This window comes from Streptomyces sp. NPDC048297, assembly GCF_043201585.1.
GTDB lineage: Bacteria > Actinomycetota > Actinomycetes > Streptomycetales > Streptomycetaceae > Streptomyces.
Genome location: NZ_JBICZA010000012.1, coordinates 140163 through 163239, shown reverse-complemented (window position 1 = coordinate 163239; position 23077 = coordinate 140163). Strand labels below are relative to the sequence as shown.

The 23077-nt window shown below is 71.0% G+C and carries 27 protein-coding genes and 1 pseudogene; 12 read left to right on the top strand and 16 right to left on the bottom strand.

Features of this window, described 5'->3' with window-relative positions; genetic code table 11:
• Positions 1-303 precede the first annotated feature (303 nt).
• Positions 304-801: an ATP-binding protein gene (locus tag ACGFYV_RS15965; RefSeq protein ID WP_393878964.1), complete on the top strand. Its 498-nt coding sequence runs from the start codon at positions 304-306 to the stop codon at positions 799-801.
• A 108-nt stretch (positions 802-909) separates the two neighbouring features.
• Here the strand turns inward: ACGFYV_RS15965 and ACGFYV_RS15960 are convergent, their stop codons facing one another.
• From ACGFYV_RS15960 to rpmG, 8 genes are all read right to left on the bottom strand, one after another.
• A complete protein-coding gene (locus tag ACGFYV_RS15960; protein ID WP_225824967.1) occupies positions 910-1128 on the bottom strand; it encodes a DUF397 domain-containing protein in 219 nt (72 codons plus the stop codon).
• 195 nt (positions 1129-1323) lie between these two features.
• Complete coding sequence (locus ACGFYV_RS15955) at positions 1324-1803, bottom strand: SRPBCC domain-containing protein (RefSeq protein ID WP_393878963.1); 480 nt, start codon at positions 1801-1803, stop codon at positions 1324-1326.
• The gene (locus ACGFYV_RS15950) at positions 1800-2159 is read right to left on the bottom strand and encodes an ArsR/SmtB family transcription factor (protein WP_393878962.1); all 360 of its coding nucleotides are present in this window, start codon (positions 2157-2159) and stop codon (positions 1800-1802) included. The genes ACGFYV_RS15955 and ACGFYV_RS15950 overlap by 4 nt, the downstream gene beginning before the upstream one ends.
• Positions 2160-2166: 7 nt before the next feature.
• Positions 2167-2541 carry a VOC family protein gene (locus ACGFYV_RS15945; protein WP_393878961.1) on the bottom strand — a complete coding sequence of 125 codons (375 nt, stop codon included), beginning with the start codon at positions 2539-2541 and terminating at the stop codon, positions 2167-2169.
• 64 nt (positions 2542-2605) lie between these two features.
• Positions 2606-2887 (bottom strand): 30S ribosomal protein S18, encoded by a 282-nt coding sequence (rpsR, locus tag ACGFYV_RS15940; RefSeq protein ID WP_393878960.1) that lies wholly within the window; start codon positions 2885-2887, stop codon positions 2606-2608.
• Complete coding sequence (locus ACGFYV_RS15935) at positions 2887-4188, bottom strand: GTP-binding protein (RefSeq protein ID WP_393879034.1); 1302 nt, start codon at positions 4186-4188, stop codon at positions 2887-2889. Before ACGFYV_RS15935 ends, rpsR begins: the two co-directional genes overlap by 1 nt.
• Positions 4189-4190: 2 nt before the next feature.
• Positions 4191-4445 (bottom strand): type B 50S ribosomal protein L31, encoded by a 255-nt coding sequence (locus ACGFYV_RS15930; protein ID WP_393878959.1) that lies wholly within the window; start codon positions 4443-4445, stop codon positions 4191-4193.
• A 9-nt stretch (positions 4446-4454) separates the two neighbouring features.
• Positions 4455-4619, bottom strand: a complete 165-nt coding sequence (gene rpmG / locus ACGFYV_RS15925) for a 50S ribosomal protein L33 (protein ID WP_393878958.1) — start codon at positions 4617-4619, stop codon at positions 4455-4457.
• Between the two features lie 61 nt (positions 4620-4680).
• Here rpmG and rpmB point away from each other — a divergent pair, with 61 nt between their 5' ends.
• The 4 genes from rpmB (at position 4681) to ACGFYV_RS15905 (ending at position 6727) form a co-directional block, all read left to right on the top strand.
• Entirely contained in the window at positions 4681-4917 is a 237-nt protein-coding gene (gene rpmB, locus ACGFYV_RS15920; protein ID WP_393878957.1) for a 50S ribosomal protein L28, read from the top strand.
• Positions 4917-5222: a 30S ribosomal protein S14 gene (rpsN, locus tag ACGFYV_RS15915; RefSeq protein WP_393878956.1), complete on the top strand. Its 306-nt coding sequence runs from the start codon at positions 4917-4919 to the stop codon at positions 5220-5222. The genes rpmB and rpsN overlap by 1 nt, the downstream gene beginning before the upstream one ends.
• A 63-nt stretch (positions 5223-5285) precedes the next feature.
• The gene (locus tag ACGFYV_RS15910) at positions 5286-5792 is read left to right on the top strand and encodes a hypothetical protein (protein ID WP_393878955.1); all 507 of its coding nucleotides are present in this window, start codon (positions 5286-5288) and stop codon (positions 5790-5792) included.
• 419 nt (positions 5793-6211) lie between these two features.
• A complete protein-coding gene (locus tag ACGFYV_RS15905; protein ID WP_393878954.1) occupies positions 6212-6727 on the top strand; it encodes a DUF4232 domain-containing protein in 516 nt (171 codons plus the stop codon).
• Positions 6728-6730: 3 nt separating this feature from the next.
• Here the strand turns inward: ACGFYV_RS15905 and ACGFYV_RS15900 are convergent, their stop codons facing one another.
• A complete protein-coding gene (locus ACGFYV_RS15900) occupies positions 6731-7843 on the bottom strand; it encodes a DUF2786 domain-containing protein (RefSeq protein ID WP_393878953.1) in 1113 nt (370 codons plus the stop codon).
• 163 nt (positions 7844-8006) lie between these two features.
• On the opposite strand from ACGFYV_RS15900, the gene ACGFYV_RS15895 reads away from it, so the two are divergent.
• Together ACGFYV_RS15895 and ACGFYV_RS15890 are read left to right on the top strand one after the other, a co-directional pair.
• A complete protein-coding gene (locus tag ACGFYV_RS15895; RefSeq protein ID WP_393878952.1) occupies positions 8007-8792 on the top strand; it encodes a Clp protease N-terminal domain-containing protein in 786 nt (261 codons plus the stop codon).
• Positions 8793-9010: 218 nt separating this feature from the next.
• Complete coding sequence (locus ACGFYV_RS15890) at positions 9011-10756, top strand: bifunctional 3'-5' exonuclease/DNA polymerase (RefSeq protein WP_393878951.1); 1746 nt, start codon at positions 9011-9013, stop codon at positions 10754-10756.
• Positions 10757-10852: 96 nt separating this feature from the next.
• Here ACGFYV_RS15890 and ACGFYV_RS15885 read toward each other — a convergent pair whose 3' ends face one another.
• The 6 genes from ACGFYV_RS15885 to ACGFYV_RS15860 form a co-directional block, all read right to left on the bottom strand.
• Complete coding sequence (locus ACGFYV_RS15885; protein WP_393878950.1) at positions 10853-11440, bottom strand: hypothetical protein; 588 nt, start codon at positions 11438-11440, stop codon at positions 10853-10855.
• Positions 11441-11451: 11 nt separating this feature from the next.
• Entirely contained in the window at positions 11452-11835 is a 384-nt protein-coding gene (locus ACGFYV_RS15880) for a hypothetical protein (RefSeq protein WP_393878949.1), read from the bottom strand.
• 24 nt (positions 11836-11859) lie between these two features.
• Positions 11860-12753: a glycosyltransferase family 2 protein gene (locus tag ACGFYV_RS15875; protein WP_393878948.1), complete on the bottom strand. Its 894-nt coding sequence runs from the start codon at positions 12751-12753 to the stop codon at positions 11860-11862.
• 261 nt (positions 12754-13014) lie between these two features.
• Complete coding sequence (locus tag ACGFYV_RS15870) at positions 13015-13428, bottom strand: GNAT family N-acetyltransferase (protein WP_393879033.1); 414 nt, start codon at positions 13426-13428, stop codon at positions 13015-13017.
• A gap of 469 nt (positions 13429-13897) precedes the next feature.
• A complete protein-coding gene (locus ACGFYV_RS15865) occupies positions 13898-15943 on the bottom strand; it encodes a tetratricopeptide repeat protein (RefSeq protein ID WP_393878947.1) in 2046 nt (681 codons plus the stop codon).
• A 164-nt stretch (positions 15944-16107) separates the two neighbouring features.
• Positions 16108-16584: a hypothetical protein gene (locus ACGFYV_RS15860; protein ID WP_393878946.1), complete on the bottom strand. Its 477-nt coding sequence runs from the start codon at positions 16582-16584 to the stop codon at positions 16108-16110.
• A 294-nt stretch (positions 16585-16878) separates the two neighbouring features.
• Here ACGFYV_RS15860 and ACGFYV_RS15855 point away from each other — a divergent pair.
• Positions 16879-17019 (top strand): annotated as a pseudogene (locus tag ACGFYV_RS15855) (integrase); the annotation flags it as partial.
• A 630-nt stretch (positions 17020-17649) separates the two neighbouring features.
• On the opposite strand, the gene ACGFYV_RS15850 reads toward ACGFYV_RS15855, so the two are convergent.
• Positions 17650-18210: a hypothetical protein gene (locus ACGFYV_RS15850; protein ID WP_393878945.1), complete on the bottom strand. Its 561-nt coding sequence runs from the start codon at positions 18208-18210 to the stop codon at positions 17650-17652.
• Between the two features lie 98 nt (positions 18211-18308).
• Here ACGFYV_RS15850 and ACGFYV_RS15845 point away from each other — a divergent pair, with 98 nt between their 5' ends.
• From ACGFYV_RS15845 to ACGFYV_RS15830, 4 genes are all read left to right on the top strand, one after another.
• Positions 18309-18551 (top strand): hypothetical protein, encoded by a 243-nt coding sequence (locus tag ACGFYV_RS15845; protein WP_393878944.1) that lies wholly within the window; start codon positions 18309-18311, stop codon positions 18549-18551.
• A gap of 117 nt (positions 18552-18668) precedes the next feature.
• Positions 18669-19835: a tyrosine-type recombinase/integrase gene (locus tag ACGFYV_RS15840; RefSeq protein ID WP_393878943.1), complete on the top strand. Its 1167-nt coding sequence runs from the start codon at positions 18669-18671 to the stop codon at positions 19833-19835.
• Positions 19832-22462: a tyrosine-type recombinase/integrase gene (locus ACGFYV_RS15835; protein WP_393878942.1), complete on the top strand. Its 2631-nt coding sequence runs from the start codon at positions 19832-19834 to the stop codon at positions 22460-22462. The genes ACGFYV_RS15840 and ACGFYV_RS15835 overlap by 4 nt, the downstream gene beginning before the upstream one ends.
• Positions 22459-23034, top strand: coding sequence for a DUF6262 family protein (locus ACGFYV_RS15830; RefSeq protein WP_393878941.1), 576 nt, complete (start codon positions 22459-22461; stop codon positions 23032-23034). The genes ACGFYV_RS15835 and ACGFYV_RS15830 overlap by 4 nt, the downstream gene beginning before the upstream one ends.
• Positions 23035-23077 lie beyond the last annotated feature (43 nt).

The following is a 23077-nucleotide window of genomic DNA, read 5'->3' as shown; positions in this document are numbered from 1 at the left end:
CACGTTCGCCAGCCTCCCCAACCGTCTTCAGGGCCCGAAGTCTGCCACTAAAACACTTCAAGCAGTACTCGTCCGGTTACGGAAACGGAAAGAGGACGGCCGGTTCTGCCTGCGAGAGGTCCTGACCACTGACGGGGAACACCCCGCAGATGGCGGAAAAAATGGCCAACAAGCGGTACGGGAGGGTCCAATTCGGTCTCGTGCACGTGCATCTGCCCTTGCATCTGCCCTGCGCATCCGAAACCATGGTCCGGCGCCACCGCTGCATCGCAACGACCGCGAATTCCCGGGGGAGTGCCTCGCATGGGAACGAATGGATCGACCATGCTCAAGCCGTTACGGCAGGGCCTTCCGCCGCTGGACCCCTCGGCCGTCTCCGATGCCGCCTCCTGCGCCCTGCCCGCCCGCTACGAGGCGGTGGGCGACGCACGGCGCTTCACCCGGGACACCCTGGAACGATGGGACGTCGGCGACCACTTCGACGACATATGCCTGGTCGTCTCCGAGCTCGTCACCAACGCCCTGCGGCACGCGCTGCCCGACGGCACGGCGCGCGGCGCCGAGGATCCGCCCCGCGTGCGACTGCATCTGATGCGCTGGACCGGGCGGCTGGTGTGCGCGGTGCGCGACCCCAGCAACGAGACGCCGGTACCGCGCGACTCCGACGACTTCTCCGCCGAGTCCGGGCGCGGCCTGTTCCTGGTCGACTCCTTCGCCGACAGCTGGGGCTGGCACCCGCTCGCGGGGACCCTCAGCGGCAAGGTCGTCTGGGCGCTGTTCCGGATCGGGCCGGCCGACTGAGGACGTACGGCACACGCGCACGCGCTGTTTCTACGCGCGTCGATCCGTCGGTCCACCCGTCACGTGGATGTCACCGCCGCCGCGCGGGCGTCGGCTCGCTCGCGGGCGTCAGCTCACTATCAGGTGGTCGAACTCGCCGTCCTTGACGCCGAGGAGCATGGCCTCGATCTCCGCGCGCGTGTACACGAGCGCGGGTCCGTCCGGGAAGCGCGAGTTGCGTACGGCCACCTCGCCGCCGGGCAGCCGCGCGAACTCCACGCAGGAGCCCTGCGAGTTGCTGTGCCGGCTCTTCTGCCAGGCCACTCCGTCCAGCTGCGTGGCAGCCATGCCGTTGTACACGTCGAACCCCCCGTACACGCTGTCAACGTCGCGGTTCACAGGTCGCTCCCCGGTGTGCACTGGCTGATGTGGCCATGGATGCTCTGGACAACTGAAGCGGATCATAACCTTGTTCATGTGCAGATGCATGAGCAGATGCACGTGCACGGGGGGTTATCCTGCGGTTACAGCCGGGACGGCCGTCTAGCGGAGCCCTTCCAGCGTCTGCCCCAGAGCAGGGAGCACATGCCCCCGCCATCCCCCGTTCATGATCTTCCGCGCCATCATCTGCGCCGGATCGTCCGGATCGAATCCTTCGTGTACCAGGAAGAGACGCGTTCCGCGCCCTTCCTGTTCCAGCGTCCACGTGATGGTCCATTCCGTGGGACCGGCCGGATCGGCGTCGGCCCACCGCAGCGACAGCATCCGCCCGGTGTCGTACGCGAGGACGCGGACCTCGACGACGCCCGAGAAGCGGGAGCTGGGGCGCGGGAGCGAGGTCATCCGGTACGTGTGCCCGACCTCGAGCCGGAAGTCCTCGGACCCGGGCATCTGCCATTGGGCGAGCAGTCCGGGCTCGGTCAGGGCGCGCCAGACCTTGGCGGGAGGGTGCGGGAAGAACTGGTCGACGCGGACGGTGGTCAGGTCGTCGCCGTCCGCCCCGGGCCGCGGTGGTGTGCTCATGGCCCTTCATCGTCGGGCATGGCGTCCAGCAGGGCGCCGAGCCCCTTCAGCCGGCCGCGCCAGAACCGCTCGTACGGATGGAGCCAGTCCTGCACCTCGGCGAGCGGGGCCGCCTCCAGCTGGTAGATCCGCTGCCGGCCGGAGCGCCGCTCGGAGACGAGAGCGGCCTCCCGGAGCACCTTGAGGTGTTCCGAGAGGCTCGGGCGGCGTATGTCGAAGTGGTCGGCGAGTGCCTGTACGGGCTGCGGCCCGCGCTCGCGCAGCAACCGCAGCACCTCGCGCCGGGTGGCGTTGGCGAGCGCGGCGAAGACGCGGTCCTCGGCGGCGGTACCCGTACCCGTACCCGTTCCGTTCATGGAGCGGTCAGAAGCCTTCCTTCTGGGTCAGCAGCATCAGACCGTTGCCGTCGGGGTCCGTGAAGGAGGCCATCCGCCCCCAGGGGAGGTCGTCCGGCCCGCGCACCTCGGCGCCCGCCTCGGCGAGCCGCGCGCAGTCCGCGTCGACATCGGTCGTCACCAACATGATCCCCCGAGCCGAACCCGGCTCGAAATCCCCCATGCCGGGCCCGGAGAGCGTGAAGACGGTCCGGGCCCCCGCCGGGGCCACCTGGAGCCAGCGGCCCTGGGGCATGTCCCGGTCCGCGGTGACCTCCATGCCCAGGACGTCCCGGTAGAAGCGCAGGGCGCGGTCCTGGTCGGAGACGGGAAGCGTGACGAATGAGGCGTGCGTGATGGTCATGCCCCAAAAATAGGTAGGCGATCCCCTACGAGTCAACCGTAGGGGATCGCCTACCCATAGGCGTTCACCTGCTGGAGTACGGCAGCAGTGCCATCTCCCGCGCGTTCTTGACGGCCCGCGCCAGCAGTCGCTGCTGCTGGGCGGTGACCCGGGTGACCCGGCGGCTGCGGATCTTGCCGCGGTCGGAGATGAACTTCCGCAGCAGGTCGGTGTCCTTGTAGTCGATGAAGGTCACCCCTGCCTGGTCGAGCGGGTTGGGGCGGTTCCGGTCGGGCTTGCGGTCGCCCTTGCGGCCTCTGGTGCGGTCGCTGTCGCGGTCACTGTTGCGATCGCTGTTGCGGGGCATCAGACCTCCAAGAGGGTGTCGAAGGCGGGCGGCAGCTTCTGCCAGGCGTCGCGCCCGCCGGCGTACTCGGCGTCGGTGAGCAGGCAGGACTCCAGCAGGTGCGCGAGTCCGTCGCGGTCCAGGCCCGGCGAGGTGAACACGAGGTGGGTGCCGCGGTCACCGTGCTCCGGGTGCCAGTCCAGCGCGGCGGCGGCCCGGCGGACCGGCGGGACCATCTCCCAGGCGGCGTCGGGCAGGGCGGCGAGCCAGGGCCCGGCGCTCTCGACGCACAGCGCGCCGCCGGCCGCGTCCCAGTGGAGCAGCACATCGGGCTTGTCGGCGAGCCAGAACCGCCCCCGGCTGCGGGCCGCGGCACAGGTCAGGTTCTCCAGGGCCTCGTACAGCCGCTCCGGGTGGAAGGGGCGGCGCCGGTGCCAGACCAGCGTGGTGACGCCGTGGTCGTCGGCCTCGGCGGGCAGCAGGGCGCAGGCCGGGTGCTGGGCGGCCGCGGCGGCCTCCACGTCGAAGCCGGCGAGCGCGGCTGCGGCGAGGGGGCTGCGGGCGCGTGCGGATGCGGCGCCCGCCTCGGGTGCGGGTGCGGGTGCGGCACCGGCCGGGGGCGCGGGTGCGGGTGTGGCACCGGGTGCGGGTGTGGCACCGGGCGCGGGTGTGGCACCGGGCGCGGGTGCGGGTGTGGCACCGGGCGCGGGTGCGGGTGTGGCGCCCGCCGGGTCGCCGTGGCCGATCGGGACCCGGCGGGCTGTCGGATGGAGTTGCGCGAGCAGCTCGCGGTCCTCGTCGTCGGCGTCCGGGGAGTCGGCGACGGCGAGGACGGGGGCGTACTCCAGCTGCCGGGCGAAGGTGTCGGCGACCGTGCGCTGGTCGGTGGCCGCCGCGGCGAGCCCGACGTCGGCGAGGTCGTCGCCGTTGCCGAGGTACGGCAGCACCAGAGCGGGGTCGACGGCGGTGATCACGCCCGTGACGGCGAGGCCGCCGGCCGTGATCACCTCGGTCATGGCCTTGGGCTCGACGGAGTCCCACAGCTCGACGATCGCGAGCCGGGTCGTGCCGTCACCGGCGAGGCGGCGCAGCTCGGGCACCAGGTCCTCGCGCAGGGCGCAGCACGCGCAGTCGTTGACCAGGGGCGTCCGCGCGGTCGACAGGACACCGTGGCGGTCCCGGACCGTGCGCACGACCGTGCCGTCGGCGGCCGTCGCCAGGTCGTGGTGGAGTACGACGCTTCCGGGCACGTCGGTGAGCAGCCGTGCCACGGCCGCCGCGCGGGCCTCGGCATGAAGCCCGCCGACGACGGCCACGGCCATGCTCACGCGGCGCCCCGCTTCCCGTACCGGCGCTCGAAGCGCTCCACGCGCCCGGCCGTGTCCAGGACGCGCGCGGTGCCGGTGTAGAAGGGGTGACTCGCGTCGGAGATCTCGACGTCCACGACGGGGTAGGTGTTGCCGTCCTCCCACGCGATCGTCTTGGCGCTCGTCATGGTGGAGCGGGTGAGGAAGGTGTAGTTCGCGGCACGGTCACGGAACACGACGGGCCGGTACTCGGGGTGGATTGCGTTGCGCATGGCGATACCTCAGCGCTCCTCTCGGAAGTCGACGTGCCGACCGGCGACCGGGTCGTACTTGCGCAGGGTCATGCGGTCGGGGTCGTTACGGCGGTTCTTGCGGGTCACGTAGGTGAAGCCGGTTCCGGCCGTGGACCGGAGCTTGGTGACCGGGCGGAGTTCGTTGCGTGCCATGCTGCTATCTTACTGAAAATGAATCCCATTACCAAGCCCTGAGTACGAGAGGTACGTCACCATGTCCGCCCACTGCATGCTCACCGGAGCCCGGCCCGGCTTCGGCAACCGCATCTCCCACTCCCACCGGCGCACGTCCCGCCGCTTCGACCCGAACATCCAGACCAGGCGCTACTGGCTGCCCGGCGAGGGCCGGCACGTACGGCTGCGGCTGAGCGCGAAGGCGATCAAGACCGTGGACACGATCGGCGTCGAGGCGGCCGTGGCGCGCATCCGCGCCCGAGGAGTGAAGATCTGATGGCCAAGAAGAGCAGCATCGCGAAGAACGAGCAGCGCAAGGAGATCGTCGCCCGGTACGCCGAGCGCCGCGCCGAACTGAAGGAGATCATCCGCCGCCCCTCCTCCACGGAGGCCGAACGGCTCGCCGCCCAGCGGGAGTTGCGCAGGCAGCCGCGCGACGCCAGCGCCACGCGGGTCCGCAACCGCGACCAGGTCGACGGCCGCCCGCGCGGTTATCTGCGCACCTTCGGGCTGTCCCGGGTGAACCTGCGCGAACAGGCTCACGCCGGTTTCCTGCCAGGAGTTCGAAAGTCCTCCTGGTGACGGCTGGTAGCTTGCTGCGGATCCTCCGCCCCAGGGGGAACGGCTACAGCTTGGGAGCGTGACGTGACGACGGCGACTGCAAGGGTGCGGACCGCTGCCGCGGCCGCGGGTCTGGTGGGCGTGCTGACGCTGACCGCGTGCAGTGGTGGCGGTGACGGTGGCAGTGGCAGTGACGCCGAGAAGGGCTCCTCGCCCTCCGCGACCCCGACGTCGACCGCGGGTCCGGGCGACGCGTCCGGCACCGTGACGGGCGCCTCCGACAAGCTCCAGGGCAGCTGGGTCACCACCAGCGGCGGCAAGATCGTCGCCCTGGTGATCACCGAGAAGCAGGCCGGGCTCTTCGCCACCGGCGGGACCGTGTGCAGCGGTACCGCGGGCGAGGAGTCGGGCATGCGGATGATCCATCTGAACTGCACGGACGGCAACAAGGACCGGGCCGGCGGCATGGTCGAGTCGGTCACCGCGAAGGACCTGAAGGTGATCTGGTCGGGCGGGCTCGGCGAGGAGACGTACACGAAGGCGGAGGGCGGGAAGCTGCCGTCCGGGCTGGCGACGATCCCGGCGCAGTGAGGGGAGGGTCCCCGTGCAGTGCGGCGACGATCCCGGCGCAGTGAGGCGACGGTCCCCCGCGCAGTGCGGCGACGATCCCCCGCGCAGTGCGGGGACGATCCCCCGCGCAGTGCGGGGACGATCCCCCGCGCAGTGAACTCAGCAGCGAACTGAAGCAGTGAATCGGTGGGGCCGGCGCGCGCCGGGAGCGGTCGGGCCGGTGAGGTGCCGGTGCGCGTGGGGCGGTCGGGTCGGTGAGGCGCCGGTACGCCGGGGGCGGTCGGCCCGGTGAGGTCGGTGGGGTGCCGGTGCGCCGGAGGCGGTCAGCTCTCCGAGACGCCGCACATCCGAACCGGTGATTCGGGAGGGGCGCGTGATCGGGTCCCGGGTGCAGGCGCCATGATGCGGGGAGATCGTCACGACCTCGATGGGACCTGCTCATGCGCGCCATTCCGCTCACCGTCACCGCTCTTGCCGCCGCCCTGGTGCTGACCGCCTGCAACGACGGCGGCGGTGCCAAGAACGGAAAGAACGACTCCGCCTGCGAGATCGGCGGGGTGTCGGTACAGATCGGGTCGGCGAGCGTGGCCCCTGCCGCCGGCGACACGGGCGAGGTGCCCGTCAGCATCACCAACCAGAGCACCCCCTGCACCCTGGACAAGTTCCCGAGCGCACGGTTGGGCGCGGGCGGCACCGAGGCCGAGGTGCCCGTACTGCCGGGCGCGAAGGCCCAGAAGCTGAAGCTCGCCAAGGGCGACTCGGCGACCTTCACCATCGGCTACGTGCGCGGCAAGGCGGGTGACAAGAGCAGCCTGGAGGCGAAGTCCGTGAAGATCGCCCTGCCGGGCTCCACGGCCACCCGCAGCTTCCCGTGGTCGTACGGACCCGTCGCCACCAAGGGCGGCGGGCAGACCCCGGACGCCTCCGTCACCGCCTTCCAGCAGGTCGGGGACTGATCCTCACGGCAGCCTGGGCCGGGCCCTGACCTGGGCCTCGTCCGCCGCCCTTGCCCCCTCGGTCCAGCCGGCCGCGTCGCTCACACCGCGCAGCCGGGTCGTGGTGGTCTGCGGGAACATCTCCTCCAGCCGGTCGGTGACGGCTATCTCGCGCGTGGCCAGCACCGGCAGCAGGTCCTGGGTCACCTGGGTCTCTGCGGCGACTGCGAGCCGGTCGCCGACGCGGTGGGCGTAGGCCGCGAGGAACGACTGGCGGAAGGTCTTGGTGCGCTTGCGGCCGCCTGCTCTCTGGGCGGCCTCGGCCTTGGTCATCGCGTGCGTGGCCTGCACCAGCAGTGAGGTGTAGAGCAGCTCGACGGCCTCCAGGTCGGCCTCGAAGCCGACGACCGTGGAGAAGGCCAGCGGTTCGTTCCACACCGCGCGGCAGTGGTTGGCGCGGGCGACCGCGTCCAGCAGCACGGCCTTGGCCTGCTCGTACGGCGGCTCGACACCGATCCGGCAGGCACCGGGCGCGTCCGGTGCGGGGGCCGACGCCGCGAGCAGCGCCTCGTCCACGCTGTGCCGGGCCATCAGTTCCTGCGCCTTGGCGGTGAGAGCCTCGGCCTCCTCCGGGTAACCGGTGGCCTCCGCCTTGGCGAGCAGCGCGCGGATGCGCGTGAGCATGCGGGAGGCTCCGGCACCGGGGGCCTTGCGGGTCTCCTCCAGGGGTTCGAGGCCGGGAAGGCGCAGCAGCAGGCGGTACAGCTCCAGGACGGCGGTGGCGTAGGAGAACCGGTCGCCCACGCGTGCGTGCGCCGCGTACTCCTCCAGGGCCTCGATCTGAGCGGCCCAGCGGTGCCCACGCGGACGGTCCCGGCCCGCCTGCGCGCGGATCAGCACGGCGGACAGACCCACGTGGACGTCGTCCAGCTCCCGCCGCACCAGCCGCACGACATCGGCGGGCTGCCAGCCGCGCTGCCACGCCGTCGCCACGAACTCCTCGCCGCGCCGGGTGAGTTCGGCGTCCGTGCCAAGGTCCGCGGCGAGCAGGGACGCGCCGGTGTCGAGTCCGGAGTCGGTGTCGTCGTAGAGGGCGGCCCGGAAGGCGCGCGCGACGGTGCTGGCAGTGCTGGTCACGTCGTCGATCGTGCCATGGGGTACTGACAAGCCCGGAGGCGGTGTCCACAGGCTGTGGATAACGGGCCTGGGCGGCTGGGCGCGCGGGATCGGGGCTGAAGCGGGAGAACTGGACTGTCAACCACGGGTTGACACTAGCGGGGTGTCAACTTACGGTTGACACATGGCGACCAACCCGAACATCACGGCATCCGTACGCCTCGACGACCTCATCGAGGCCATCAAGAAGGCCCACTCCGAGCCCCTCGAACAGCTCCAGGACGCGGTGATCGCCGGCGATCACCTCGGTGACGTGGCCGACCACCTGATCGGCCACTTCGTCGACCAGGCCCGTCGCTCGGGCGCGTCCTGGACCGAGATCGGCAAGAGCATGGGCGTGACCCGGCAGGCGGCGCAGAAGCGGTTCGTGCCGAAGGAGTCGGCCGACCTCGATCCCAGCCAGGGCTTCAGCCGCTACACCCCCCGCGCGCGGAACGTGGTCATGGCCGCGCACAACGAGGCCCTGGCCGCCCGCAACCCGGAGGGCCGCCCCGAGCACCTGGTCCTCGGACTGCTCGCCGAGCCGGAGGGCCTGGCCGCGAAGGCGGTCACCGCGCAGGGCGTCCCGCTGGACTCCGTACGCCAGGCCGCGACCGCCGCCCTTCCGCCGGCCGCCGAGGACGTCCCCGAACTGGTCCCTTACGGGCCCGAGGCCAAGAAGGTCCTGGAACTCACCTTCCGCGAGGCGCTCCGGCTCGGCCACAACTACATCGGCACCGAGCACCTGCTGCTGGCCCTGCTGGAGCACGAGAACGGCGAGGGCGTCCTCAACGGCCTCGGCATCTCCAAGGCGGCGACCGAGGAGTACCTCGGCAAGGTGCTGGCGCTGCTGCTGGAGCAGAAGAACGCGGGCGCGGGGGCGGAAGGGGATGCGGAGGGGGACGAGGAAGGGGAAGGGGAGGCGAAGTAGGGCGCAGGTCCCGAGTCGCGGGTCGCGCTTGGGGGGGGCGCGGGTCGCGGTTGGGAGTTGCGGACGGGCGGACGGGCGGTCGGGCGGTCGGGGCGGTCGGGCGGTCGGGGCGGTCGGGGCGGTCGGGGCGGTCGGGGCGGTCGGGGCGGTCGGGGCGGTCGGGGCGGTGAAACCGCAGGTCGGATGCGTTGTCAGTGGGGCCTGCGACACTCGCAGACATGGCCGACCGATGGGCACTCGCTCCGGCCGAGGACGGTGGCGTGGACGTCGCCCCCCTCGGTCCGGACGGGCTGCCCGCCGGTCCGGTGCGGCGGGAGAGCGATCTCGCCGGGGCGGTGCGGAGCCGTCCGGAGGTGACGCGCTGGGTGTGGCGGTCGACCGCCGACGTCTACCCGCGTCTGCTCGCCACGGGGGTGCGAGTGGAGCGGTGCTACGACATCGAGGACGCCGAGACACTCCTGCTGGGCCACGAGGGCCGGCACGGCGAGCCGCGCTCGGCCGCCGCCGCCCTGGCCCGCCTCCGCGGCGGCCCCGTACCGCCCGACCCGCCACAGCGCTCGGCCGAACCGGGCGCCCAGTCCCCGCTGTTCGAACCGACCGGCACCCGCCTGCCCCTGGAGGACCTCCTCGCGGTCTACGCCGACCAGATGCGGCGGCACGAGAAGACGGCCCACCCCGACCGGATGCGGCTGCTCACCGCGACCGAGTCGGCGGGCATGCTGGTGGCCGCCGAGATGAACCGCGCGGGACTGCCCTGGAGCGCCGAGGTCCACCGCGAGGTACTGCGCGACCTGCTCGGCGAGCGGTACGCGGGCGGTGGCGAGCCGCGCCGCCTGGCCGAGCTGGCGGACGAGGTCTCGGCGGCCTTCGGCCGGCGCGTGCGGCCCGACCTGCCCGCCGACGTGATCAAGGCCTTCGCGCAGGCCGGGATCAAGGTCAGGTCCACCCGCCGCTGGGAGATCCAGTCGGTCGACCATCCGGCGGTCGCACCGCTGCTGGAGTACAAGACGCTGTACCGCATCTGGGTGGCGCACGGCTGGTCCTGGCTGCAGGACTGGGTGCGCGACGGCCGCTTCCGGCCGGAGTTCCTCGCCGGCGGCACGGTCACCGGCCGCTGGGTGACCAACGGCGGGGGCGCGCTGCAGATCCCCAAGGTGATCCGGCGGGCCGTGGTCGCCGACCCCGGCTGGCGGCTGGTGGTGGCCGACGCGGACCAGATGGAACCGCGCGTCCTGGCGGCGATCTCCCGCGACCCCGGTCTGATGGAGGTCGCGGGCCGCGAGAGCGACCTCTACCAGTCCGTCTCCGAGCGCGCCTTCTCCGGCGACCGCGACCAGGCGAAGATCGCCGTGCTCAGCGCGGTCTACGGCCAGACCTCGGGCGACGGTCTGAAGAACCTCGCCGCGCTGCGCCGCCGCTTCCCCAGAGCGGTGGCCTACGTGGACGAGGCCGCGCGCGCCGGCGAGGAGGGCCGGCTGGTGCGCACCTGGCTGGGCCGGACCTGCCCGCCCGCCGCCGGGGCGGGCGAGGACGCGGCGGAGGAGGCGGGCATCCCCGTCGGCATGGACGACTCGGACGGCCGGGCCGGACACGGGGACGCGCAGGGAGGGGAGAGACAGGGAGACGGGCAAGGGGACGGACAGGCGTGGGTCCCGGGTTACGCGTCCACCAACTCCCGCGCGCGGGGCCGCTTCACGCGGAACTTCGTCGTGCAGGGCAGCGCCGCCGACTGGGCCCTGCTCGTGCTCGCCGCGCTGCGCCGGGCCTGCGCGGATCTCGCGGCCGAGCTGGTCTTCTTCCAGCACGACGAGGTGATCGTGCACTGCCCGGCCGAGGAGGCCGACACGGTCGTACGGGCCATAAAGGAGGCCGCCGAACTCGCCGGGCGGCTGACGTTCGGTGAGACGCCGGTGCGGTTTCCGTTCACGACGGCGGTGGTGGAGTGTTATGCAGACGCCAAGTGAGGTTCGGTCGTGTGGAGTTCAGCTGTCCAGGAGGGCGCGCAGTTCCTCCTGGAAAGCCTGCTCGTCCGTGCCGTCCAGCGCGGCGAGGGCCGCGCGTCAGGCGTCGCACGCGTCCGTCCGGCGGCCCTGCTCGCACAGCAGAAGACCGTGCTGGTGGCGGGCGAGACCGCCCATGTAGCGGTCGGCGCGGGCGTCGGCCCGGCGCAGCGGTTCGGCGCACTCGCGGGCGGCCCGCTCCGCCTCGCCCAGCCGCCGCAGCGCGCGGACCAGGCCGAGCCGGGTCTGGGACTCGCCGTGCCAGTCGCCGTGGCCGCCGAGGATGCGCAGGCTCTCCTCGAAGTGCCGGGCGGCGGCGGCCGGTTCGCCGAGGGTGAGGTGGGCGTAGCCGATGTCGCGGCACGCCGAGTGCTGCACGATGACCGCGCCGATCACGTCCCCGATCGCCAGCGAACGCCGGTGCTGCTCGGTGGCGGCCACGTCCACGGCGGGCTCGGGCAACTGGGCGGAGGTGGGACGGCGGCGGTCGTCCAGGTCGAGGCCGGGTTCCAGGAGGGCGACCAGGGCGCGCTCGGCAACGGCGGCGAACCAGCGGAGGGCGGCCAGTTCGGGGTCGGGGTCGGGGTCGGACGTGGGTGTGGGTGTGGGTGAGGGTGAGGTAGTGGGCAAGTTGATGGCGGTTGCCATGGTGGAGAGCGTCAGGGTGGAGGTGGCGGTGGGAGGCTTCGGGGTGGTGGGGGTTTCGGGGTGGTGGGGGTTTCGGGGTGGTGGCGGGCAGTTCGCGGGCGAAGTCGCGGACCAGGTCGTGGGGGGGTGTAGCGGCCGTACGCCGTTTCCTCCAGCAGGGCCACGTCGACCAGGCGGTCCAGGGCGGCCTCGGCGCGGCGGTCGTCGGTGCCGGTGAGGCGGGCGACCAGCGGTGCGCCGTAGGTCGGCAGGTCGAGCGCGCCGATGTGGCGCAGGGCGAGGGCGGCGTCCCGGTCGGCCTCGCGTGCGGCGGCGGCGAGGTCGTCATGGGCGGCGGCGAGGGAGCGGCGGACGCTCAGGTCGTCGTACTCCACCCCGTCCCATGCCCGCCTCACCGTTCGCCCTTCGCCCTTCGCCCGTCAGATGACAGGCGGGCGTCCCAGGCGAGTGAGGTGCCACACCGTCCGCCAGCGCATGGGGCGGCGTTCGCCGGCCGGTTCCCGCAGCCCTTCCGCGAATCCGCCGAACCATGCGCGCAGCCCCGCCACGGACCGGGTACGGGCGAGGGTGAGCAGGATCCACACCGCGAGGTGGACCGGGACGAGCGGCAGAGGCAGCCGGCGCCGGACGAGCCAGACGCGGTTGCGGGCGTTGACGCGGTAGTAGATGGCGTGCCGGGCCGGCGAGGTCTTGGGGTGCTGGAGGAGCAGCTCGGGGGCGTAGCGGATCTTCCAGCCGGCGTCGGCGGCGCGCCAGGCGAGGTCGGTCTCCTCGTGCGCGAAGAAGAACGCCTCGGGCCAGTCCCCGGTCTCGGCCAGCATCTCCATGCGGAAGGCGTGCCCGCCGCCGAGGAACCCGGTGACGTAGCCACCGCGCAGTGGGTCGGACCTGCCCACCCTCGGCACGTGCCGCCGCTGGGTCTCGCCGTGCTCGTCGGCGATGCGGAAGCCGACGATGCCGAGGCGCGGATCGGCCGCGTACAGCTCGGCCACCCGGCGCAGCACGTCGGCGTCGACGAGCAGTCCGTCGTCGTCCAGTTCCACGACGACGTCGATGTCGCCGTACGCGCGAAGCCGGGCCAGGGCGACGTTCCGGCCGCCGGGACAGCCCAGGTTCTCCTCGACGTCGACGGTGGTGACCTCGCCGGGCAGGGAGAGCCGCCGCGCGAACTCGGGCAGGCGGCAGCCGTTGCCGACGATCACGATCCGGGCGGGGGCCACGTCCTGTTTGGCCACGGACTCCAGCAGGGCGTCGACCTCGTCGGGACGGTTGCCCATGGTCACCACGGCGACGGCGATCCTCGGCTGTGCCACACCCCTCACCCCATCCGGCCGACGGCGGCATCCCGCCCTGACCGCGAGGCGCCCACCGTTCACCAAGATGTTGCCTCAAGTGCGCCGATTCATCTGACGCCCATTCACTTGGGCGCCCCTTTGCTGAGGTTTTGTCCGCGCCATTCCTTGCGGGGCGCGGGAAAGGTCCAGAACTACTGGAGGCCAGGGGAGGACGCGGCGCTCATGGGGAACCACGCCTCACACCTGACGATTCACGTCTGACGCCTCACGCCTCACGCCTCACAGAACAGGCTGTGGCGCCGGCGCCTCGTCGATGAAGCCGTGCTCGGCGGGCCACGCCATCCGTGTCGCCCGCTGGGCGAGCCACCCCGAGACGCGCGGGCCGCCGTTGACCGCGGTGCCCTCCCGTACGGTCCGCACATGCTCGAATCCCTGGCGCCGGTAGTACTCCTGCAGACCCTCGTTGGTCGTCCAGGCGTCCAGGCGGAGCCACTTCGCGCCGCCGTGGAAGGCCCGGTCCCCGGCCCAGTCCAGGAGCCGGCCGCCGAGGTTCCGGCCGGCGTGGGTGCGTGCCACGGTGAGTTTGTTGACGAAGAGGGACGGCTCGCCGAGTTCCCGCTCGGACCACAGCCCGTCCTCCGCTTCCGGGGTCAGCGTGATCGTCGCGGCGGTGGCGTCGCCGTCGCGCAGCATGAAGACGGCCCCGCTCAATCCTGCTCAGCCCCGCTCGCTCCCCGGCCGTGGTTCCCACCGGCCGGCCCGGCCGTCAGTCGGCCACCGTGCCGCTGTGGGCGGCCCGCTACGCCTCCTCCACGAAGGCCAGCTTCGCCCGGTGCAGATCGTCCGGCGCCTCATGGCGCCGCAGGCAGCCGACACTCTTCAAGGACACGCAACTTGGCCAGACGGTCAACGGAAGACAGTTCGGCCATGTGTTCGATTCTAGGATCACGGGCTACCGGCCGGAAGCGCAGCGCGCCACCGCCCGGCGTGACTGATCCTTGAGTGAGTCGGCAGATTCCCAGCGGGCTTCATCCACCATCCATAGCCTGCGGTTCTCTACCCGCTCGACGCCACTGAGGGAATGGGGACTCCTCCTCAACTCGCCGGAATCCCCGTCCCCCTCCTAACCACAAGCCTCGATCGGACAGCCGAACTGACCCTTTCAGTCGACTGCACGAGGCTGTCGAAGGTTGGCGAGTTCGTGCTGGGTGGCGAGGGTGTACGGGTGAGTGTCGCCGAGGATGGCACGCTCGTGGGCGAGGACCGCCTCGAACTCACCGCGAGCCTGCTCCAGCTCCCCCAAGTCGCGCACAACACCGGCAAGGTTGTGCCACGTGGCGAGGGTGTGCGGGTGGGTGTCGCCGAGGATGGCACGCTCGTGGGCGAGGACCGCCTCGTACTCACCGCGAGCCTGCTCCAACTCCCCCAAGTCGCGCACAACACCGGCAAGGTTGTGCCACGTGGCGAGGGTCTCCGGGTGGGTGTCGCCGAGGATGGCACGCTCGTGGGCGAGGACCGCCTCGTACTCACCGCGAGCCTGCTCCAACTCCCCCAAGTCGCGCAGAACCCCGGCGAGTTCATGCCGCGTGGCGAGCGTCTCCGGGTGAGTTTCACCGAGGAGGGCACGCTCGTGGGCGAGGACCGCCTCGAACTCACCGCGAGCCTGCTCCAACTCCCCCAAGTCGTGCACAACCCGGGCGAGTTGGTGCCGGGTGGTGAGAGTGTCCGGGTGGGTGTCGCCGTAGATGGCACGCTCGTGGGCGAGGACCGCCTCGAACTCACTGCGAGCCTGCTCCAACTCCCCCAAGTCGTGCACAACCCGGGCGAGGGTGTGCCGGGTGGCGAGAGTCTCCGGGTGGGTGTCGCCGAGGAGGGCACGTTCGTGGGCGAGGACCGCCTCGAACAGGCTGCGGGCCTGCCCATACAGGCCCTTGACCCGTAAATACCGGGCTGCGAAATGGGCTGCGCTCGCGGCATCGTCGATTCTTTGAACGGGCAGTTCAGAGGCTGCGGCGCGGTGAAAGAGGTCCACGACATGGGGCTGCAGGAGCCGCCAGTGATCCCAGTAGTCCGGCTCTTCAGGCACTCCTGTTTCGTCCGCGAACGCCGCGTTGTGCAGTGCGCTGACGGCTGTGCCGAGTGTCGCTTCGTCGATGCTTGCGTCGCGGACCAGCGGATGGACGCGCAATGTGGGCAGCGCACCAGAGTCGGCAGGTTGGAGGTCGATCAGGCCGAGGCCGGCCAAGGCCGTGAGCAACCTCCACACGGCAGGCCCGTCGAGATGAGCGAGTTCCCCGGCGGCGGCCAGCGCGTGGGGGGTCAGGAGCAGGGTGTACGGCAGTGGCGCGTCAGCGAAGGTGGCGATCAGCCGTAGCAGAGGCCGCGCAAGGGGCAGACCTCGCTGATCCAGCAGCTTCAAGGACATGGCCCAGGTCTGGGTGATGACGTTGTCCCGGTCCACATGCTCAAGGCCTCGGTCCAGCGCGGCCTGGTAGGAGCGGAAATCCACGGGCGTGTCCGGCTCGCGGTAGGGGGCCGGCACGGTGTTGGCGTCAGCGAGGTAGGTGCCGGCAAGGCTCAGGGCCAGGGGAAGACCGCCCAGGCGTCGGGCCAGCAGCCGCGCGTCGTCCGAGGATCCTGCCATTTCGCCCGCATGGTCGCGCAGGATCTGTACGGCGTCCGTGATGTCGTCGCCGGTCAGGGGTCGCACCGGATGCAGGGCACAGACGCCACCCCATGTCTGTGGGGCGCTGTCGCGGGTGGTGACCAGGACGCCGCCACGGCTGTCGGCAGGGAGCCGGATCCAGCCGGTACCTTCGCTCAGCTTCCCAGGACCGTCCAGCAGTGCTGGATCGTCCGCGTTGTCCACCACCAACAGCCAGGGCCGCTCGTACTGGGCCAGATACGACCACAGCACATCCGCCGTGTCCCCGCCCCGCAACTGTTCCTCGGGAGCACCGGCCTGCCTGGCGACGGCCCGCAGACCCGCCTCAAGGGTGGTCTCATGCCGTGCATCGACCCACCACACCTGCTCCGCGTGGGCGAGGCGCCGGGAAACCAGCTCCAGAGCGACCGTGGTCTTCCCCGAGCCCCCCAGCCCGCACAGCACCTGCACCAGTCGGGTTCCCGGAGCGGACAGCGCCGTCTCCACCCGCCCGAACAGCGCATCGCGGCCCCGTACGGGACGCCGTTGATCGCGCAGACCCAACGGCGGCGCCACAGTGACCGCGACAGGCGCAGGCGCAGGCGCAGGCACAGGCGCAGGCAGGGCAGCGCCGAAGTAGACGTTGGCAGCTCGAAATTCGCGCGCGGCGAGTGATCCGTTGTTCGCCCGTACGCCCGGCTGGGAGGCGTCTGGTTCGCCGGGTTCGGTCAGGGCCGGTCCGTACCCGGCTGCTGAGGGTTTCCCAGCCGCACCCCGTCGCGGATGTTGGCCACACCCGCCGCGAAGGAGCCCCCCTCCGCCTTCACCGACAGATCACCGCTCACAGCCAGCCCGTAGGCCCCGGCCACCGCACCGCCGGCAGCCCGCGCCGCGTCCTGCACCGCGGACACCGCCTCATCCAGCTCCCGCGCGAAACCAGCGTCCTCTTCCACAGCCTGGGAAACAGCGGCCTCGACACGCTGCCGGGTCAGAGGACTCGGCTCATCCTGACCGGCCTCCGCCTCAGCCTCCAGCCGCTCCAGCTCCGGATCATTGCCCAGCCGGCGGGCCACCACGCCATGCACACGGTCCATCGCCCCGTCGAGAGCCAGATCCACCTCGGCATCCGCCCGCCCCGCCACCCGGCGGGCCTTACGCACCGCCCACGCGAACACATACCCGACCGCGATCTCCACACCCGTCATACCGCCCCCTCCGTATACAGCGAGCGTAGCGAGACAGAGACCACCGCAGGCACCGAACTCGTCATTCAAACCCCCGGCGACGTGAGCCACAACGTTTTTCAAAACCAGTCGGATTCAGTCGGGCAGTTGGCCTCTAACCTGCTCCTTGGTCTCGCTGAAAGCTGTTCAGTCGCCACCTCTTGGCCAGCAGAATGGCGAAAGAGGGGCGGCGAACGGAAGCCCCGCGGCAACGGAGCGAGGGGATCCGACTCTCATGCAGCGGGATACCGAAGGGCAAGGGCATCCACGCGCTCTGGCCTGAGGTGGCCCTACGTCGACTTCGACAACGAGCTGTTCCGTCCCCGGTGGCAGCTTCAACGGCTCACGTGGCGGCACGGCTGCAAGGCCCCCCACACGTGCGGGGCGAAGTTCCACCGGTTCGGGCCGTCTTCACCCGCCCCAAGGCCAAGAAGATCCGGAACCCCCGACTGAGACCAGAACTGAGACCGTCGACAGTCGCGCCGCCCGCGCCAAGCGCCGTCGCCGCGCCCGCTGACACAAAAAAGCCCAGCTCAGACGCTGTCCGAGCTGGGTTTCAGTGGAGCCGCTTTCGGGATTCGAACCCGAGACCTACGCATTACGAGACCGAGAGCGATCGTGCCGGGTGGTGCCGCACCATGCTTCCTGATGACGTTTTCCCAGATCAGACCACGTGCGCCAGGCTTCCCCGTGCGGCCTCGTTCTGGCTCGTCCAAAGGCGTCTGTCCACCGGCTGTCCACCGGAGCGCCCTTCCGGGCGGTTTCCAGTGACCATTCAGTCGTGCGCGTGGGCCGACCAGGACCGACATGGGGCCCTCCGTCCGACGCGTTGTCAAGGTCTCACAACTGCTGCACGCGCTCCCGGCGACCACCTCGCCCGATGACGGGCCTCAGCCGGTGGGGGTGGTGTGGCACGCGAGCCCCCCGTCGACGGTGCCCTCGTACGCAACCGAATCAGCGCCCGTTGGGCGGACAGGATCTCGTCACGGCCTCGGCGGTGAACCGTGACTCGTCGGCCACCCGCCGCCGAGACGCTCCGCGCCCGGATCAAGAGCGAGGTAGGTGCAAGCTGTCCCGCTGGACCAGCAAGGTCGGGTTGCCCACGGAGGTGCGTATGGCCGTATCGAGTTCGACACGCAGGGGTGTGATGGTCTCGGTCCACAGATCCATCCGCTGCGCTACCGACGCCGGCCATGAGGTTGGAATCGTGTAGCACTGGTCACGAATGACGGTGGCGATGGAGTGGACCTCGTCCGGACCGACCTCCGCGATGCGATGACTGCTGTCGTGGACGTCCTCGTAAGCCGTCCGCAGTTCCGCTTCGGTCGTGGCTTGCGTGGCCAGGACCCGTCGAAGTTGCCCCAACGCGTTCTGAAAATACCGGTACTCAGCGCGTCGGGCTTCCAGCAGCCACCGATCGCGTTCAACCGCGAGCCCGCGGCGAGCCAGCTCCAACGCGCTCCGGTGGTTCGCCTCCGCTACTTCCATAGCTGTGCGGTGGTTCTCTCTCGCCTGGGCCAGGGCTGTACGCATCTGCCATCGCCCCAGAAGCACACTCACCGGTATTCCCGCGAGGGCGAGGATCGCGGCGATTCCAGCTAGGTCCATGACGGCAATGATGGACTAGGAGTCGCCGCGATGACCGAGGAATAACCAGGGCGTTCGTTCGATTGGCTTCCTTGCAGAGATCGCGGGAGGGGGCGCTGGTGGCCGAGCTGATGATGTTCCGGCAGGACGCGAACGGACGGGACGTCGAGCTGGCCGGCTCGACGGTTGCGCTGGAGGTGGAGCTGCAGCGGCGGGTCGAGGCCGGCCTGGAGCAGATGCTGGGCGTCCGTTTCCTGGCCTCGGAGTATCCGACCGGGCCTTGGCACCGGGGGCGGATCGACACCCTGGGACTCGATGAGAACGGCAGCCCGGTGGTGATCGAGTTTACCGACCGCAGGTAGTCCTGCCCGTGATGTCCGTCTGGGACTGTGACCAGCACGTCCCAGGCTTGTTTACCGACCGTGTCCGGGACGTCTGTCATGTTCTGGAGTCGGTACGGAGGACGAGTGGTACGGCACGTGGTGGTCGGGGACTTGCGGGTCCAGCAGATCGAGCGGAAGGACGGGCGGCGGTCGTGGACGATCGTGTGGCCCGAGGGGACGGTGCACACGGAGGCGGACCGGTTCCTGCGTCTGCATGATGGTTCGGGAACGCAGAGGACGTACGCGTATCTGCTGGTGGACCATCTGCGGTGGCTGGAGCGGGAGTGCCTGGCCTTCGCCGCAGTCCAACTGCGGGATCTGGAACGGTACATGGGCATGGTCGGTGCCGAGGTCCGTATGCCGCTCGGCGAGCCGTGGCGGGTCGGAAAACGCCCCTACGGCCGCTCCGCGCTGTCGACTGCGGCTGCTTGTCTGAAGGGCTTCTACCTGCATCAGTACTCCCTCGGCATCAACGGCGAACTCGGCAAGAAACTCGATAGGTCGCGGCTGCCGTCGCGGGTAGACCGACGCCGTTCGTTCCTCGGGCATGTGAAGCCGTCGCTGCCCACAAACCCGCTGGCGCCGAAGGGACCGCACCGCCGGCACCCGAAGATGCTTCCGGACGGCGCCCGGGAGAGGCTGCTGGAGACGGTGAACGCCGCCCGGGACCGGCTGGTGGTCACCTGGCTCGCCGACGGCGGGCTGCGCATCGGAGAGCTCTGCGGACTTCACCTGGTCGACCTGCACCTTCGCGAGAACGCTGCATGCGGCGAGTGCCGTACCCCTCACCTGCACGTCTGCCACCGGCCCGGCAATCCGAACCGCGCCGAGGCCAAGAGCAAGCACCCCTGGCGGGTCGAGCACGGCATCGTGACCGGCGGGCTGATCAAACGGGTCAGCCCCGCGATGGTGCACACCTACTTCGAGTACCTCACCACCGAGTACCCGCGCGGCGCCGGGCACGGCATGCTCCTGGTCCAGCTGCACGGCGCCGCTACCGGACAGCCGTGGGCGCCGGTCGGCGCCCGTCGGATGCTCGGCCGGGCCGGGAAGCGAGCCGGACTCGGGATCGTGAAACCCCATGCCTTCCGGCACTCGTTTACCTCCGCGGTTCTCGACGCCGCCGACGGCAACCTGCTCATAGCCCGGGACGCCGGCGGCTGGGCCTCGGCCGCGATGGTGGATGAGGTCTACGGACACGTCGATGTCCACGACCCGGTCTTCGACGCCGCGCTGCGCACGGTCTGGGGTGAGACGAAGTGACAGCGCCGTCGCTGCTGCCGCAGCAGGATGCGCGCACGCGACGGGACCGGCTGGAGGTGCTCACCGCGCTGATCAACGGGCCCGAGTTCGACCCGGTGCTGCGCGGCGGGGTGCTGAAGATCCCGCCGACGCACCCGGTCTATCCGTGGAGCTGCACGGTCGTCGACTGCGAGCGGCCCCGCTGGCGGCGCTACGCGATGTGCTCGGTGCACGCCGGGCAGTGGCAGGAGGCGGAGGCGCGCGGCATGAGCCGGGCTCAGTTCCTACGGACCGCGGAGCCGCTGCCGGCCACGGAGATGCCGGAGGCGATGATGTGCCGGATCTGCCCCGAGCGTCCGGCGTTCAGCCTGCAACTGGTGCTGTGCTTCCGGCACCGCAACCGGTGGCTGAGCCACCTGAAGCGGCACCCCGAAGGACGTGTGAACGAGGGGGAGTTCGAGCGGTGGCTGGCCGACCAGCCGTCGCTGCCGGGCTACGGTGAGTGCCGCGCGGACGTGTGCGACGAACTGGCCGCCTCGCCGCTGGGGTTGTGCGGCGCGCACGAGCGCGGCTACATCCGGGACGGGCGGCCGGGCGGGGCGAAGCCGCCGAAGAACTTCTTCGCTACCTACGAGCGCCGTGATCGCCCTGTCCCAGTGACCTGCGAGGACGAAGTAGCCTTCCGTGCCTGGTGCCGCGCACAGCTGCCGGTGCACCGCACCGGAACGGTTAACCTGCGCGGACTGCGGCCCCTGCTGAGGGCCGAGTTCCAGTGGGGCATGTATGTCCACGGCCTGCAGCCCGTCGCCGTGTGGCACCTGACGTGGGTGCAGTCACTCGCGGACGAGTGCCAGCGCCGCGACGTGGCGTCCCTGGCCGGCCTGGAGCCGTCCACTTTCCGCCGCGCCTACCACCAGCGCATGGTCCAGGAGATACAACAGGCCCTGCGGAAGATCTACTTCACCCCCTCCGAGACCCGGGATGCCGGCTACATCGAGACCGAGCACTTCGGGGTGCGGTTCCCGGGCCGCTCCAGCTACGTCGACCTGACCTGCGTCTCCCAGCGGTGGCTGCGCAACATGCTGTGGGATCACATCGCCGACGTGCTGCGCTCGCCCACCTGCCCGCGCAGCGCGCAGCCGGTGGACTTCGTGCGCCGCGCCGGCGCCGAACTGTCCGCGTTTTTGGAGGCGGAGGCGCCGGGCGGCGGCCACGACCCCACCGTGCTGCGCGGCGAGCACGTCCACCGCTTCGTCGCGGACCTGCGCAACCGCGAACGCCTCGGCCTCGCCTTCCGCGGCCAGGCCCGCCTGGACCGCAAAAGGGCGAAGGTCACCGAGAACTCGCGCCGCATGGTGTTCAACTACGGCCGAGCCCTTCTGCGCGGCGCGCTGGACAGGGGCAGCGCCGAGAGAATCGGCCTGGACCGCACCTTCATCGCCGCCATGCCGGTCGGCGGCCCGGGCACGCCCCGCAGCCGCAACCCCTTCCCCGACGAAGTCGCCCGGGCGCTTGCGGACGAGGCCAACCTGCAGCAGCTCGCAGACTGCTACGACCCGCACGACCGGGGCCTGAGGGATATGTGGGAGACCATCATCGTCACCGGCCGGCGCGCCAGCGAGGTCATCCAGCTCCGCCTGGACTGCATCGGCCGCTACGGCGGGCTGCCCCTGCTCTGGCACGACCAGACCAAGGTCGGCAACCTGAACGCGGCCGTCCGCATTCCCGACCAGCTCCTGGACCGGCTCGAAGAACGCCGCCGCAAGACCCTGGCCCACTTCGCCGACCGCCACGCCGGCCGCCAGCCCACTCCCGCCGAGCGCGCCCACCTGGCGCTCTTCCCCACCGACATCCTCAACCCCGACGGCCGCCGCGCCCTGTCCTACACTTGGTTCCACACCGGCTTCCGCAGCTGGCTCACCGACCTCGACCTCGGCGGTCACTACGTCGCCCACCAGGCCCGGCACACGCTGGCCACCCGGCTGCTGCGACATGGTGCGACCCTGACCCACATCCGCCGCTACCTCGGCCAGGTCTCCGACCGCATGGCCGAGCACTACGTCCACCTGACCCAGTCGGACCTGGAGAACGTCCTCCAGCACGTGTGGGTCACCGGACCGGGCACCGCCAACCCCGGCGACCTCCTCGCCAGTGACACCACCCCGCTCACCCGCGAGCAGGCCCAGGTCCTGGCCATCGACCTGTCACGCCGCAGCACCCCCGCCGAGGGCGGGTTCTGCACCTTCCAGCCCGTCGTCGACGGCGGCGCCTGCCCCTGGAGCCTCGACTGCCACAACTGCGACAAGTTCGTCCTGTCCGGCGCCGACCTGCTCTATTGGCGGCGCAAGCGCGAGCAGTGGCGGCTACTGGCCGAAGGCGCCCCCGATGACGCCACCGCCGACTACCTCCACCGCTACTTCGAGCCCACCGCCCGTGCCATCGACGGCCTGGAAAAGGCCCTGGCGGGCCTCGGCCTCCTCGACGACGCCCTCGCCCTGGACCTGCGCAAACCCCAGGACTACTTCCACCGCGTGTGGTCCACCGCCTTCCGAGCCGCCGACCTCGCCGACGCGGGCAGCGACGAGGAGGGCGAGTACAACGATACGTGCACAACCGACGACACCGAGCCGGAACAGGACGTCGCATGACCATCGCCACGGTTCCCGCACCGCGCACGGCCGCGGCCCTGGCGGCCCGCCGTCAGAAGACCGAAGCCGCCCTCCAGCGCGTCCACCAGGCCATCGCCCGACTGCGGCGTGAGAAGGCCCAGGTCAGCGTCGCCGCCGTCGCCCGCCGCGCGGACGTCTCGCGTACCTTCCTCTATGACAACCCCGATGCCCGGGCGGCCATCGCTGCGGCGATGACAGAGGCCGGCGAACGACGAACGGGGATGCTCGTCGAGCAGGACGACGAACGCGAGGCAACCTGGCGCGAACGCGCGCTGAACGCCGAGGAGGGCCTCAAGGCAGCGCACACCGAGATACTCGCTCAGCGGACCCGCATCGGTGAACTCCTCGGCCAGGTCCGTGGCTTGGAAGCCGAATGGACCGAGGAGACCATCCAACGGATCACCGCCGAGAACACCGCCCTCAAGCAGCGCGTCCGCCAGCTCACGGCCGACAACCGCAACCTCGACGAGCGGCTGAAGGCCGCCCGGTCCAACCTCCGCTTCCAGGACCGGCGGGTCGCCGACCTCGAAGCCCAAATCACGGGCACCTGACGACCCGGTGCAGGGCCACTACGTCCGGCCCGGTGGCCACGGG

Excerpts from the sequence above, each read along its gene's own strand:
- ACGFYV_RS15890 (WP_393878951.1), top strand. The coding sequence starts at position 9,011 with ATGGCCGACCGATGGGCACTCGCTCCGGCCGAGGACGGTGGCGTGGAC.
- ACGFYV_RS15935 (WP_393879034.1), bottom strand. The coding sequence starts at position 4,188 with ATGGCCGTGGCCGTCGTCGGCGGGCTTCATGCCGAGGCCCGCGCGGCG.
- ACGFYV_RS15945 (WP_393878961.1), bottom strand. The coding sequence starts at position 2,541 with ATGACCATCACGCACGCCTCATTCGTCACGCTTCCCGTCTCCGACCAG.
- ACGFYV_RS15960 (WP_225824967.1), bottom strand. The coding sequence starts at position 1,128 with ATGGCTGCCACGCAGCTGGACGGAGTGGCCTGGCAGAAGAGCCGGCAC.
- rpsN (WP_393878956.1), top strand. The coding sequence starts at position 4,917 with ATGGCCAAGAAGAGCAGCATCGCGAAGAACGAGCAGCGCAAGGAGATC.
- ACGFYV_RS15830 (WP_393878941.1), top strand. The coding sequence starts at position 22,459 with ATGACCATCGCCACGGTTCCCGCACCGCGCACGGCCGCGGCCCTGGCG.
- ACGFYV_RS15905 (WP_393878954.1), top strand. The coding sequence starts at position 6,212 with ATGCGCGCCATTCCGCTCACCGTCACCGCTCTTGCCGCCGCCCTGGTG.
- rpmB (WP_393878957.1), top strand. The coding sequence starts at position 4,681 with ATGTCCGCCCACTGCATGCTCACCGGAGCCCGGCCCGGCTTCGGCAAC.
- rpsR (WP_393878960.1), bottom strand. The coding sequence starts at position 2,887 with ATGCCCCGCAACAGCGATCGCAACAGTGACCGCGACAGCGACCGCACC.
- ACGFYV_RS15885 (WP_393878950.1), bottom strand. The coding sequence starts at position 11,440 with ATGGCAACCGCCATCAACTTGCCCACTACCTCACCCTCACCCACACCC.
- ACGFYV_RS15930 (WP_393878959.1), bottom strand. The coding sequence starts at position 4,445 with ATGCGCAACGCAATCCACCCCGAGTACCGGCCCGTCGTGTTCCGTGAC.
- ACGFYV_RS15965 (WP_393878964.1), top strand. The coding sequence starts at position 304 with ATGGGAACGAATGGATCGACCATGCTCAAGCCGTTACGGCAGGGCCTT.
- ACGFYV_RS15895 (WP_393878952.1), top strand. The coding sequence starts at position 8,007 with ATGGCGACCAACCCGAACATCACGGCATCCGTACGCCTCGACGACCTC.
- ACGFYV_RS15870 (WP_393879033.1), bottom strand. The coding sequence starts at position 13,428 with ATGCTGCGCGACGGCGACGCCACCGCCGCGACGATCACGCTGACCCCG.
- rpmG (WP_393878958.1), bottom strand. The coding sequence starts at position 4,619 with ATGGCACGCAACGAACTCCGCCCGGTCACCAAGCTCCGGTCCACGGCC.
- ACGFYV_RS15955 (WP_393878963.1), bottom strand. The coding sequence starts at position 1,803 with ATGAGCACACCACCGCGGCCCGGGGCGGACGGCGACGACCTGACCACC.
- ACGFYV_RS15950 (WP_393878962.1), bottom strand. The coding sequence starts at position 2,159 with ATGAACGGAACGGGTACGGGTACGGGTACCGCCGCCGAGGACCGCGTC.
- ACGFYV_RS15860 (WP_393878946.1), bottom strand. The coding sequence starts at position 16,584 with ATGACGGGTGTGGAGATCGCGGTCGGGTATGTGTTCGCGTGGGCGGTG.
- ACGFYV_RS15850 (WP_393878945.1), bottom strand. The coding sequence starts at position 18,210 with ATGGACCTAGCTGGAATCGCCGCGATCCTCGCCCTCGCGGGAATACCG.